Source organism: Pseudoclavibacter sp. JAI123, assembly GCF_013409665.1.
Classification (GTDB): domain Bacteria; phylum Actinomycetota; class Actinomycetes; order Actinomycetales; family Microbacteriaceae; genus Pseudoclavibacter.
In genome coordinates, this window is the sequence record NZ_JACCCM010000002.1 from 89,425 (window position 1) to 101,592 (window position 12,168).

Consider the following 12,168-nt stretch of genomic DNA (forward strand, 5'->3'; position numbering starts at 1 on the left):
GGCCCCAACGTGGCCCCGTGACCCGCATCATCCGCGAGGTGATCGACCCTGACCCGATGCACCCGGCGCTTGTTCCCGGCATCGGCGTCGAGTCGACCGGCCGAGCGTTCCGCACGAACTGGTCGGTGTTCGGCATCGCCGGTGCGGGCGTCGTCGCGGTCATCGCGTGGGCCCTGCTCGCCCCCGACAGCCTCTCGGACGTCGGCGCGATCTCGCTCGACTGGGTGACGGGCAGCTTCGGCTGGCTGTTCTCGGTGCTCACGATCGCCGTCGCCGTCTTCATGCTGGTCGTCGGATACGGCCGCACCGGCGGAGTGCGGCTGGGTGCCGACGACGAGAAGCCCGAGTTCACGATGGTGTCGTGGATCGCGATGCTCTTCTCCGCGGGTATCGGCATCGGCCTCCTCTTCTACGGGCCCATGGAACCGCTCACGTACTTCCTCGCCCCACCGCACGGCTTCGACGTCGACTCGGGCACGGTGGATGCGATGCAGACGGCGCTCGCGCAGACCGTGCTGCACTGGGGGCCCATGGCCTGGGCCTACTACGCGCTCGTCGGCGGGGCGATCGCGTACGCGTCGTACCGTCGCGGCCGGGCACCGCTCATCTCGGCGCTCTTCGAGTCGGTCTTCTCGCAGCGCACGCAGGGCTGGTTCGGGCCGATCATCGACGTGTTCGCGATCCTCGTGACCCTCTTCGGCACGGCCGTGTCGCTCGGCATCGGCGCGCTGCAGATCGCCTCTGGCGTGCAGGTCGTGACGGGCCTCGGCGAGCTCGGCAATGGGTTCCTGGTGGCGACGATCGCGGTGCTCACGGCCCTCTTCATCCTGTCTGCCGTCTCGGGCGTCAAGCGGGGCATCCGGATGCTCTCCCACATCAACATGGTCGTGGCCGGCCTCCTCGGCGTCTTCATCTTCATCGCGGGACCGACGCTGCTGCTGCTGAACCTGGTTCCCGCATCCGGGGTCGCGTTCTTCGGCGAGCTCGGCACGATGCTCATGCGCAACACGGAGATGGGCGGTGACACGGAAGCGTTCATGCAGGCGTGGACGACGTACTACTGGGCGTGGTGGGTGTCGTGGACGCCGTTCGTGGGTCTCTTCATCGCGAAGATCTCCCGCGGCCGCACCCTGCGCCAGTACGTGACGGTCGTCATCGTGGTGCCGTCGATCATCTGCACGCTGTGGTTCGGTGTCGTCGGAGGCACGAGCATGTGGATGGAGTCGCAGGGCGTGCCGATCAGCGAGGCGGGCTCGCCGGAGCTCATGCTGTTCGCGCTCCTGCAGGAGCTGCCGTTCGGGCTCATCACGAGCCTGGTCGCGCTCGTCTCGATCGTGATCTTCTTCGTCACCTCGGCCGACTCTGCTTCCATGGTCATGGGGTCGATGAGCCAGCAGGGGAAACCCGTGCCGTCGCGCTGGGTGACGATCTTCTGGGGCCTCATGCTCGGCCTCATCGCGGTCTCGCTGCTGCTGGCGGGCGGCCGGGATGCGCTCTCGGGGCTCCAGGCGATCATGGTCGTCACGGCGCTGCCGTTCGCGTTCGTCGTCATGGGCATCATGTGGGCGTGGGCGAAGGATCTGCGCACCGACCCGTACATGATGCGCCGGCGCTTCGCGAAGGAGGCCATCGACGAGGGCGTGCGCGCGGGCATCGCGGAGCACGGCGACGACTTCGTGTTCGGTGCGAGTGTCGTCGAGTCGGAGCACGGGGCCGGTGCCTGGCTCGATTCCGACGATCCGGCGTTGACCGAGTGGTACACCGACGCGACCACGGGGATGCTCGACGTGGTGAAGGACGACGAGGAGAACCCCGAGTCGGCGACCGCGTCAGGCGATGAGGCGGAGCAGGGCCGGATCGCGGCGCCGCCGGTGCGGGGCGCGATCGAGTAGGGCGGCCGGGCTGGCGTGACTGGGGTGCGACGGGGACGTCGCGCCCCAGTTCGCTATGTGAGCGGCCGATAGAATGGCTGACCGTGACCCAGACCCGAATCGCCTCCGTGACCGCCCCGAGCACCGTCCTCCTCCGCGACGAGGAGCTCGCCTCACCCGGCCCCGGCCAGGTGCTGGTGCGCATCCGCTACTGCGGCGTCTGCGCGACGGACACGCACGGGTACAGCGCGCCCCAGTTCATCCCGAAGACCGTCTTCGGCCACGAGTGGTCGGGGACCGTCGTCGAGGTCGGGAAGGACGTCTCGACCGTCGAGGTCGGCGACCGGGTCGTCGCGAGCGTCGGCCCCGCCTGCGGCGACTGCTCGATGTGTCGGGCCGGCCACGCGGAGCAGTGCGACACGGCGTTCGCCGAGGCAAACGGGGTCGACCCGGATGCGCCCGAGCACGGCGGGTTCGCGCAGCACCTCCTGGTTCCCGAGCGGCGCGTGCAGCGTGCCCTCGACGCCCTCTCCGACGAGCAGCTCGGCGTCGTCGAGCCGACCGCCGTGACGTTCCACGCGGTGCGGCGGGCGCGGCAGGAGCTCGGCGCGGTCGTCGTCGTCCAGGGGGCGGGCCCGATCGGACTGCTCACCGCCCAGCACGCCCGCCACGCGGGTGCCGGAGTCGTCATCGTGGTCGAGCCGTCCGAGTCGCGGCGGGAGACGGCGCGAGCGCTCGGCTTCACCGAGGTCTTCGAACCCGGTGACGAGTTCAGGGCGCGGGTGCTCGAGACGACCGACGGTCGCGGCGCGGATGTGCTCTACGAGTGCACGGGTGCGGCTGGCCTCTTCCAGGCGAGCGCGCAGCTCGTGCGCCGCGGCGGGGCCCTGGCGCTGCTGGGCTACCCGATGACCGACTCGCAGGTGTCCTACGGGGACTGGCAGTCGAGGGAGCTCACCGTCATCGGCTCGCTCGCCTACACGCACAGCGACTTCGTCGGAGCCATGCGCGCGCTCGCGGGCGGCGCCGTCGATGCTGGCCCGTTGATCACCGGAATCATCACGCTCGACGAGCTGCCGCAGCTCTTGGCAGACCTGGCCGAGGGCAGCACCCAGCACGCGAAGGTGCTCGTCGCGCCCAACGGCTGAACCGGTTCGCCTGCGCGTCGGTCTCCGCCTCCGCCCTGGCGGTCTGGCTGCAGATGCGAGCTCGCGCCTACGCCCTCGACGGGCCGCGGCGGCCTGCCGGGCGCACCAGTGCCGGCAGGACGACCAACGTCTGCCATGCTTCCAGTTCCTGCCGGAGATTCGCTCCTGCTGGACACCGCTGCCGGACACCATCGGCCGGACACCCCATCTGCTCACCTGAAGGAGCCCCCATGACCGAACGCACGAACATCTCCTCCGGCTCGCCCTACGAGGCGACGGTCGGCTACTCGCGGGCCGTGAAGGTCGGCAACCTCGTCTTCGTGGCGGGCACGACGGCTCCGGGTGTCGATGCTGAAGAGCAGGCGCGGGAGATCTTCGAACGCATCGGGGCCGCGCTCGAGCAGGCGGGCGCCTCGCTGAGCGACGTCGTGCGCACGCGAGTGTTCCTCGTCGACATCGAGCGCGACTTCGACGCCGTCGGTGCCGTGCACGGCGAGGTCTTCGGCGAGATCCGCCCGGCGTGCGCGTTCATCGGCACCGCTGGCCTCGTCGCGAAGGACCTGCTGCTCGAGGTCGAGGTCGACGCGGTCATCAGCGAGTAGTCGCCGGGCGGGCGGGGTCCATCCGGCCCCGCCCGCAAGGCGGCCTCGCCCGCAGGCCGGCCTCGCTCGCCTGAGGGTCTCGTCGCGCGATTGCCCGCGCGCGTCCCCTACGGCCGAACCGTGCTCTCGACGAGGGTGGCAGCCCCGAGCAGCTCCGGGATGCGCGCGGCGAGTCCCCGGCGCGGCAGCCGGTTGATCGCAGCCGCGGCTCCGGGCAGCGCGTGCTCCCGGTCCCGCACGAGCGCGCGGATCGCGTTGAGCAGTGCGAGCGGGTGCGATTCGAGGGCGGAGTGGCCGTTCTCGATGTGCACGAGCACCGCATCCTGGGCCGTCGCCGCAACGGCGCGGGCGATGGGCGGAGGGGTGCGCAGGTCGCGTGTGCCGACGAGCAGCACGAGCGGCCACGTGAACTTCGGCGTCTCGGCGGCGAGGTCGAAGGGTTCGCCCGCGAAGGCGGGGAAGAGGTCGGCGATCTCGGAGTAGGTGAGGGCGGGGTCGAGGGGGAGTCCGTCCGGGGTGCCGCCGTAGCCGAGTTCGCGGAAGCCGATGACGCCTGCGAGGTCGAACTCGTAGATGCCGGGGAACCGCACGATCGAGCGGTCGCGGGTCGCGTAGAGCTGCAGGGCGCTCCAGGCGGCCGTGTGGGCGTGGTTGGCGCGCTGCCGCAGCACGGGGAGGAGCAGCTCGTCGCCGCCGAGCTCGTACGCGGCCCTGGCCACGTCGAGCAGGATGCGCGAGTCGACGCCCTGGTCGATGAGCGCGTGCACGGCCTCGGCGGTGGCGGTGTCGCCGCGCCAGAACAGCTCGCGCACGGTGTGGCGCTCCAGGTTGAGCGACTCGGCCGACTGGAGGGCTGAGTCGAGCAGCATGCCGGCGACGCGTTCCGGGTAGCGGGCCCCGAACGCCGAGGCGAGGTACGTGCCGTAGGAAGCGCCGACGATATGCGCTTGGCCGATGCCCTCGTGGTCGAGCACGGCGGCGATGTCGTCGATGACGTCGCTGATGCGCATCGCCGACGCCGGCAGGTCGCGGCCGCGCAGGTCGGCGCGCGAGAAGCCGACGCCGCGGTGCTCGACCATGATCACGTCGAGCCCACCTTGGGCTGCGCGCCGGCGGAAGCCGAGGTAGGGGAGGAGCGACCCGAGGCCGGGGCCGCCCGGGATCACGACGACGGGGGTGGATGCTCGGGGCCCGGTGCGCGCGTAGCTCAGGTCGAACTCCGGCGTGCTCTCGGTGGCCGGGCGGCGCAGGAGATGCGTGTGCCGGTCGGCGAGCTGCGGGGGGATCTGCGAGGCCACGCGCTCAAGCTAGCAGGGAGAGCCGCGACTCTTGAGTTCATCTCCGCGCTTGCATGGAGATCAACTTCGCTTAGGCATTTAGTTCAATGCGAAGCTGTTTGATCTGCTCTTCGTTGTGTCGAATATCCAGCAGGAGGTTTCGAATGGTGGACTCCACGTCCGATCGGCCCATGGCGCGGAGATCAGCAACTTTCCCCTTCTCTCCGCGAATTGTGGCCTCGAGGTCGTTGATCGCTGTCCTCAGTTGCTGCGCGCGGCGGGGATCGGTCATGGCTGTGTCCTCTCAATTGGGAATTTGTGGTTGCGTTGATTTCTGAAGTGCTGGAGTCTCTCCCAAGTTACTTATGGGCTCCGTTACTCCCTTTTGCGGTGCAGGTTGCGCTCGTGGAAAGCGCCAATCTCGTCGAATAATTCTCTAGCGCGTCTGCCATCCGCCGACTCGGGGTCCATGATGAATCGCGGGCCAAGTGAGGAGGCAGCCCAGAGTGTGATGGGTTCAACTAGGGCTTCATAGAGAGTTGAACTGTCGCTGTAGAGGGACACGACCCCGTCTAGTCGCTCGATCATTGCTCCTGCTACGGAATCTGGTGTAACGGTTCGGTCTTCCACAGACCGTTGCATCTCGCCGATCTCATCGAGAGCTTTTCTTGCTTCAGCGTCGTTTGCAATACTCATAGCATCTTTTCGACGAAACGATTCATGATCTCAATTATGAGTTGGGCGGGCAGATTGTGCAACGATTCTTTCAGTACGAGGTGTTTGTGCTTTCAATTATCCGGACATGCGGGGAAAACGGTGGGAATCATCGCATCCTGGGGCGCGAGGAGCGCTCAGAGGCGCCGGGGGCGTCTTCCGCGTCGACTCGATCGTCGGAATTCTGCACTGTGCTCGGAGTATGTGCCTTTGAGGAGGACGGACACGGTCTACCTCATCGACCCGTGTACCACGCTTTCGCACGAGTCCCAGGCTCACGTTGCGCGAATCGTGAGTGGCGCTGCGGCCCCGGAAGTTGTCTGACGCAGACAGCCAGCGTGCGTTCACCTTCGTCTGTTCGTCTGGGCGTCCTGGTGCGATGGGGCTCCGCTCGACGAACAGCGACGAGAGGAACCCCGGATGCGCGCACTCCGACAGATCGTGATCGTTCCCGCCCTGCTCACCGCGGTCGCGGCGGTCGTCGCGGGGGTCGCACTCGGCCCGCAGGTAGCGCTGGCGCTGGTTCTCCTGGTGACGCTCGAGATCGCGATGGCGGCGGACTCGTCGGTGCCGATGGCGGGCGTCGCGTCGCGCATCGACTCCCGCGCACGGCAGCTCTTCCTCTCGCTGGGGCTGGTGATCGGCGTCGTGACCGTGCGGCTGCTGCTGCCTCCGCTGGCGGTCGCGACCGACGAGGGCGACGCGGGCGGGGCGATGGTGGAGGCGGTGGTCGAGCCGAGCGAGTTCGCGGCCGACCTCCTCGAGGTGCGCCCTGCGATCGCCGCGTTCGGGGCGGTGTTCGTGTGGCTCGTGTTCGCCGAGTACCTCTTCAACACTGACCGGCTCACCAGGCGACCGTGGATGGGGGCCGCGGAGGCGTCGCTCGCGCGAGTGCAGCATCCGTGGGCCTGGTCGTGGGCGACGGCCGCCGCCGGTGCCCTGCTCGTCGCAGCCCTCGTCGAGCCGGCCGACCGGCTGCACGTGCTCGCCTGGAGCGCCGTGGGCGGGCTCGCCTACGCGCTGTCGAAGGGCGTCTCGAAGTGGGCCCGCGGCGGCACCGGCGCCTTCCGCCTGCACGCGCACGCGTCGACCGTCATCGTCGAGCGGGCGCTCGTGATCTTCCTTGTCTTCGAGATCCCCGACGGCGTCTCGACGCTGCAGTCGGTGACGATCGTGCCGGTGCCCGCCGTGCAGGCGATGGTCGCTGGCACGGCGGTGCTCATCGGGGCGGTGTTCCTCGCGGGTCTCACGTCCGGCGTCGTCTCGGCGGACGGGCTCTCCAAGCTCCGGCACCTCAAGGCGGGGGCCGCGTACGTGCTCGGACTGCTCAGCGTGCTGCTGTGGACGAGCCTCGTCGTGCCCATTCCGGGAGCCGTCGCCGCATGGGTGGGGTCGGCGGTCATCCTCGCGGCGTTCGTGAGCTCGCTGCGGCCGCGGGCCCGGCTCCGGGCGAAGCGGGTGCGGCGCGCTGGGCAGCGGCAGGGTGTCGAGGCGAGGTCGCGCGCGGAAGTGCGGTGACGCCGGAGCGATTCACGCTGCGCCTATCGCGGGTCGCGCGCCTTCTGGCGCCGAGCGAGGAGCCAGCCGGTGAGCGCCGTCACGGCCACTGCGGCGAGCCAGACCCACACGTGGGTCCGGTTGCCGGCAAGGGACAGCGGGTAGCTCTCGCAGTAGGAGAGGGAGGTGTCGGTGTAGTTGTCGACGCAGATCGTGTAGTCGTGTGTCGGCGCCAGGACGAGCGAGATCAGGACCACGATGACGGCCGTCCAGAGCCAGATGCGCGCGGTCGATCGTGGGCGGAGGAACGGAGGTGTCATGTGCTCTGGGCTCCCTCATTCGCCGGTGGGACTGGGGCGTGCTCGGCGCGCATGGCGCGCTGCTTCCGAACGAAGCTGGTGACCACCACAACGGCGAGCGGCGTCGCGATGGCTGCGCCTGCTCCCCGCATCCAGAGAGCGAAGCTCGTCGGCGCTCCAGTTGCGGAGTAGCTCACGTCGCCGCAGTTCAGAGGGCCGAACCCGGTTCGACCGCAGTACGTGTCCAGCGAGACCGGGAAGAGCAGCCACGTCGCGAGTGCCGCCAACACGAGGGCGATCACGCTCGCGAGAATCCACATGCGGATCGTCCGGCGAGGCTCATCAGGAGTCATGCGTCATGTCTAACGCATGCGCGTTGCGGATGCGGTCTACCCGACCGTGAACCCGCCGTTGCTGGAGAGCACCTGGCCGTTGATCCAGGCGCCCGCAGGCGAGAAGAGGAAGCGCACGAGGTTGGCGGTGTCCTCGGCAGTGCCGAGGCGACCCGCCGGGGTCGCGTCGGTGCACCACGACCGGGTCGCGTCGTCCATCCAGCCCGTGTCGATGGGGCCAGGGTTGATGACGTTGGCCCTGACGCCGCGGTCGGCGAGCTCGACGGCGGCAGCCGTGACGATGCGGTCGAGCGCGCCCTTGCTGGCCCCGTACGGCAGGTTGTCCACCGTGTGGTCGCTCGTGAGGGCGACGATGCTGGCGCGAGCGGTTCCGGGGTCGGGCACCGCGGGCAGCTGTTCCGCGAACGCCTTGATCAGCAGCCACGTCGCGCGGGCGTTGACCGCGAAGTGGCGATCCCAGCTCTGGAGGTCCGTGGTGAGGATGGAGCTGTCGACGGATTCTGCGTGCGACAGCACGAGCCCGGCGAGGGGGCCGAGGGTCCGCGCCTCCTCGACGAGTCGGGCTGGGATGCTCGGGTCGCTCAGGTCCCCCTCGACGAGCTCGACGGACGCGCCGAGATCACGGCACAGCTCCGCCACGGCCCGCGGGTCATCGCCGGAGCGTTCGAGCCCTACGCGGTCGTCGTACGGCTGCCAGTAGGTGAGCGCCAGGTCCCAGCCGTCGCGAGCCAGGCCAACCGCAAGCGCGGCCCCGATCGAGCGCCGGCGGCCCACGCCCGTGATGAGCGCGACGCGTCGCGGTGTCCCTTCGGTCATGCATCCACCGTACGAGATGCGCTTGCTCCGAGGCGACGAGCAGTCAGCAGCTCGGAGCGTCGATTCCGACGGAGGCGAATCGGACATCTCGCCCGCGGCGTCGGCAGCACTGCGGCTCGAACTGAGCCAGCGGTGATGTGGGAATCGGCGGAAGTATAGGCATTGCGCGGGCGGCGTGCAACACTCGAAGGACTTCGGTTTCCCAGCCCCTCCTTCACTGGTTCGGGGCGCACACCGAGCGGTCGAGACGGATCCGTCGCCTTGGTTCCTCATCAGTCGAAGGCGGCCCCATGGGTTTCATGTACTACGGCAGCCAGAGCCACGAGCTCGAGATCGACGACCGTCCGCTCGCGCACCTGAAGATCGCCGTGCTGAGTCTGCTGCGGGCCGGGCAGAGCGTCGCTTTCTCGATCTCGCGCCCCGCTGGGCAGGGCAGCGGCCGCGAGACGCTGTGGATCAGCCCGGCCACCGACCTGCGCTTCCGGTTCGTCGGGGGGCGGATGCCCGCCATCAACGACGCATGGGTGCGCGCGATCATCAGCTCGGCCAGCTCGCCGGCTGGCATGCGCATCTGCCCGGAGCCCGTCAGCACGAGTTCCCTCGCGGCCTGAGTCGCCGGCAGCGAATCGTTCTGCCCCAGCCGCGGACCCCGGTGGTGCTCCGTGTTCGCCCGCGACGTCGGAACGTCCTAGGCTCTGTCCTGTGAACGCGCGCGCAGACGAAGCAGGCCAGCAGTCGGAACCCGATCTGATGCTCCGCGTCCGCGAGGCGTACCTGCGCACTCGGGAGCTGCGCTCGCGGCTCGCTGCCCTGCGCAGCGAGGACCTGCAGCAGCCGGACTCGCAGTCGCTGTCGCTGCGCGATCGCGCCGAACGTCAGGCGGCTGACCGTGAGCGCCTCGAGGCGGAGCGGGCCACGAAGCTCGAGCTGGACGCCGCCGAACGGGCGCTCGCCGACGCCGAGGAAGCGGTGCAGGACTCCCTGAGCGGCAACGGCGACGAGTGGATGCACGGGGCCGGCACGCGCTGACCCGCCCTGCGCCGCTCGCCACGCCTGCCCCGGCTGCCGCCCCGGCCCGTCGCGTGCCGGTCAGGCTCCCGGGTAGCGGTTCGCGGCCATCGCCGCGCCGACGCGTGCCGTCGCCGGGTAGTTGATGCTGTGGCTCTGCACGTACTCCGACAACCCGAGGTCCCCGAACTCGCGGCCGTGGCCGCTCACTCCGCGACCGCCCATGGGGGCTCGCAGCGAGACGCCGGCCCGGTTGGCGCAGTTGATGAACGTGAAGCCCGCACGCAGTCGCCGCGCGACGGCCTGCGCTCGCGGGATGTCGACGCTCCACACCGACGACGCGAGTCCGTGCTCGACGCCGTTCGCGCGCTCGATGGCCTCATCGACGGTGTCGTAGGCAAGGATCGGCAGGATCGGACCGAACTGCTCCTCACGCACCAGCTCGTCGGCGTCGCTGAGCCCGGTGACGATCGTCGGCCGCACCCAGTGGCCGCCCGGGGTGACCGACTCGTCGAGTGAGCCCAGCTCGGTGACCGTGCCGCCCGCATCCACCGACCGCTGCCGCAGTGCCTCGAGGCGCGTGCGCGCTTCGGCGCTGATGACGGGGCCCATGGTGACGCCTTCAAGCCTGGGGTCGCCGATGCGGAGGACCCGCTCGGCCGCCGCGACGAGGTCGACGACGAACTGGTCGTGGCGCTCGCGCGGCACGTACACGCGCTTGATCGCCATGCACACCTGCCCGCTCGTGAGCATCGCGCCGAACACGACCCGCTCGGCCAGCTCGGGCCCCCAGTCGGCGTCGTCGAGCAGGATCGCGGCGTCGTTGCCGCCGAGCTCCATGACCGTGGGGCGGATGGTCCGCGAGGCCGCCGCGCCGATCGCACGAGCCGCGGCGGGGCCGCCCGTGAAGGAGATGAGGTCGACGTCGGCGCTCTCCACGAGGGCGCTCCCCGTCTCGCCCTGGCCGTTCACGAGGTTGAGGACCCCATCGGGGAGGCGGGCGGCGATCGCCGAGTAGAAGGCCGTCACGGCGAGCGGCGCGAGCGGCGAGGGCTTGAGCACCATCGTGTTGCCCGTCATGAGGGCCGGGATGACCTTGAGGGCGGCGAGGATGACCGGTGCGTTCCACGGCGTGATCGCGGCGACCACGCCCATCGGCTCGACGATGCGCAGGAGCGTTCCCTCGTCGTCGTCGATGACCTGGTCTGCGCAGATCGCCTCGATGTTCGCGGCGCAGAACGCGGCGAGCCGTCGCGCGAACTGGAACTCCCCGTCCGCATCCTGCGCCGGCTTGCCCATCTCGCTCGCGATGAGCTGCCCGGAGTGGTCGGGGATCGCCGCCGCGTCCTCGATCGCGTCGATGAGCTGACGTGCGCGGTCGGTCGCAGGGACCTGCGCCCACGAGGCACCGGCGTCGCGTGCCGCTGAGAGGGCATCGCGCACCTGGTCGGCGCTCGCCATCGCCACAGACCCGACGACCGTGTACCCGTCGATGGGGCTGATGACGTCGATCGCGGCGGGGGAGCCGATGCGGCGCCCGTTGATGAAGGAGTCGAGATGCATGTGACCATGATCGGCTCCGATTGCGTACATCGCATGCAATCCATGTTGCGATCGTGTGAAAAATTGCCGGTTCGGGGTTATTGCGGCACACATTGCACGCAATCTTGATGCATGGATGCACACACCACCACCGTCAGAGTCGCCATCGTCACGGGAGGGTCGCGCGGCCTCGGCCGCGTCATGGCCCTCGCGCTGCGAGCCGAGGGCTACGCCGTCACGATCACCGCGAGCGGGACATCCGCTGCCCTCGACGAGGTGGTGGCTGACGCGGCGAAGCTTCCCGGCGGCGCCGAGCTGCTGCTGCCGCTCATCGCCGATGTCGGCGACCCGAACCGGGCGAGAGAGGTGGTCGACGCGACCGCCGAGCGCTTCGGGGGCGTGCACGCGCTGGTCAACAACGCGGGGCGCGGAATGCGGCTCGTGAGCGAGACCTTCACGACCGACCCCGTGCACTTCTGGGACGTGCCCCCGGCGACGTGGGCGCAGATCATCGAGACCAACGTCAACGGGCCGTTTGTCATGTCGCAGGCCGTCATGCCGCGCTTCCTGGCGCAGGGCGACGGACGGATCGTCAACGTGTCGACGAGTGCGCAGACGATGGTACGCCCCGGTTACGCCCCGTACGGCCCGTCGAAGGCGGCGCTCGAGGCGATGACACGCTCCTGGGCGACCGACCTCGCCGGCACCGGGGTCACGGCCAACCTTCTGCTGCCGGGCGGGGCGGCCGACACCGAGCTGCTGCCCGCTGGCCCGGACCGGAAGGGCGCCGACGGGAACCTCCTGTCGCCCGAGGTCATGGCCGCACCGGCGGTCTGGCTCTGCTCGCCCGAGAGCGCGAACGTCTCCGGGGCGCGCATCATCGCGAAGCTCTGGGACCCGACGCTGTCGGCCGACGAGGCATTCGCCGCCGCGAGCAGCGCGCACGTCGTCGCCGGCTGACGCGTCCGCCCGCCTCCGCATCGCGCGCGCGCCCACCCACCCGCATCCGGCGGACCGCACCCACCCGCATCCGGCGGACAG

At 69.8% G+C, this 12,168-nt stretch carries 13 protein-coding genes; 7 read left to right on the plus strand and 6 right to left on the minus strand.

The window, feature by feature from the left end; translation table 11 throughout:
* Nucleotides 1-17 precede the first annotated feature (17 nt).
* The 3 genes from HDC34_RS12645 (at nt 18) to HDC34_RS12655 (ending at nt 3,621) form a co-directional block, all read left to right on the plus strand.
* Nucleotides 18-1,892, plus strand: a complete 1,875-nt coding sequence (locus HDC34_RS12645) for a BCCT family transporter (RefSeq protein ID WP_308807342.1) — start codon at nt 18-20, stop codon at nt 1,890-1,892.
* Nucleotides 1,893-1,975: 83 nt separating this feature from the next.
* A complete protein-coding gene (locus HDC34_RS12650) occupies nt 1,976-3,019 on the plus strand; it encodes a zinc-binding dehydrogenase (RefSeq protein WP_179557247.1) in 1,044 nt (347 codons plus the stop codon).
* A 230-nt stretch (nt 3,020-3,249) separates the two neighbouring features.
* Nucleotides 3,250-3,621 carry a RidA family protein gene (locus HDC34_RS12655; RefSeq protein ID WP_151424474.1) on the plus strand — a complete coding sequence of 124 codons (372 nt, stop codon included), beginning with the start codon at nt 3,250-3,252 and terminating at the stop codon, nt 3,619-3,621.
* Nucleotides 3,622-3,728: 107 nt separating this feature from the next.
* Here HDC34_RS12655 and HDC34_RS12660 read toward each other — a convergent pair whose 3' ends face one another.
* Nucleotides 3,729-4,919: an alpha/beta fold hydrolase gene (locus HDC34_RS12660; RefSeq protein ID WP_308807343.1), complete on the minus strand. Its 1,191-nt coding sequence runs from the start codon at nt 4,917-4,919 to the stop codon at nt 3,729-3,731.
* Between the two features lie 70 nt (nt 4,920-4,989).
* Nucleotides 4,990-5,190 carry a hypothetical protein gene (locus tag HDC34_RS12665; protein ID WP_179557248.1) on the minus strand — a complete coding sequence of 67 codons (201 nt, stop codon included), beginning with the start codon at nt 5,188-5,190 and terminating at the stop codon, nt 4,990-4,992.
* A gap of 842 nt (nt 5,191-6,032) precedes the next feature.
* On the opposite strand from HDC34_RS12665, the gene HDC34_RS12670 reads away from it, so the two are divergent.
* Nucleotides 6,033-7,130 carry a DUF475 domain-containing protein gene (locus HDC34_RS12670; protein WP_179557249.1) on the plus strand — a complete coding sequence of 366 codons (1,098 nt, stop codon included), beginning with the start codon at nt 6,033-6,035 and terminating at the stop codon, nt 7,128-7,130.
* Nucleotides 7,131-7,153: 23 nt separating this feature from the next.
* On the opposite strand, the gene HDC34_RS12675 is transcribed toward HDC34_RS12670, so the two are convergent.
* Genes HDC34_RS12675 through HDC34_RS12685 form a run of 3 tightly spaced genes read right to left on the minus strand, consistent with a single transcriptional unit; the run spans nt 7,154 to nt 8,577 of the window.
* Nucleotides 7,154-7,429: a hypothetical protein gene (locus tag HDC34_RS12675; protein ID WP_104311134.1), complete on the minus strand. Its 276-nt coding sequence runs from the start codon at nt 7,427-7,429 to the stop codon at nt 7,154-7,156.
* A complete protein-coding gene (locus HDC34_RS12680) occupies nt 7,426-7,761 on the minus strand; it encodes a hypothetical protein (RefSeq protein ID WP_179557250.1) in 336 nt (111 codons plus the stop codon). The genes HDC34_RS12675 and HDC34_RS12680 overlap by 4 nt, the downstream gene beginning before the upstream one ends.
* A gap of 36 nt (nt 7,762-7,797) precedes the next feature.
* The gene (locus tag HDC34_RS12685; protein ID WP_179557251.1) at nt 7,798-8,577 is read right to left on the minus strand and encodes an SDR family oxidoreductase; all 780 of its coding nucleotides are present in this window, start codon (nt 8,575-8,577) and stop codon (nt 7,798-7,800) included.
* Between the two features lie 290 nt (nt 8,578-8,867).
* Between HDC34_RS12685 and HDC34_RS12690 the strand changes: the two genes are divergently transcribed.
* Together HDC34_RS12690 and HDC34_RS12695 are read left to right on the plus strand one after the other, a co-directional pair.
* Nucleotides 8,868-9,188, plus strand: a complete 321-nt coding sequence (locus HDC34_RS12690; protein ID WP_179557252.1) for a hypothetical protein — start codon at nt 8,868-8,870, stop codon at nt 9,186-9,188.
* 91 nt (nt 9,189-9,279) lie between these two features.
* Nucleotides 9,280-9,606: a hypothetical protein gene (locus HDC34_RS12695; protein ID WP_179557253.1), complete on the plus strand. Its 327-nt coding sequence runs from the start codon at nt 9,280-9,282 to the stop codon at nt 9,604-9,606.
* Nucleotides 9,607-9,666: 60 nt separating this feature from the next.
* Here HDC34_RS12695 and HDC34_RS12700 read toward each other — a convergent pair whose 3' ends face one another.
* On the minus strand, nt 9,667-11,148 hold the full coding sequence (locus HDC34_RS12700) for an aldehyde dehydrogenase (RefSeq protein WP_179557254.1): 1,482 nt from the start codon (nt 11,146-11,148) through the stop codon (nt 9,667-9,669).
* A gap of 111 nt (nt 11,149-11,259) precedes the next feature.
* Here HDC34_RS12700 and HDC34_RS12705 point away from each other — a divergent pair, with 111 nt between their 5' ends.
* Nucleotides 11,260-12,087 (plus strand): SDR family NAD(P)-dependent oxidoreductase, encoded by an 828-nt coding sequence (locus HDC34_RS12705; protein ID WP_179557255.1) that lies wholly within the window; start codon nt 11,260-11,262, stop codon nt 12,085-12,087.
* Nucleotides 12,088-12,168: the final 81 nt, after the last annotated feature.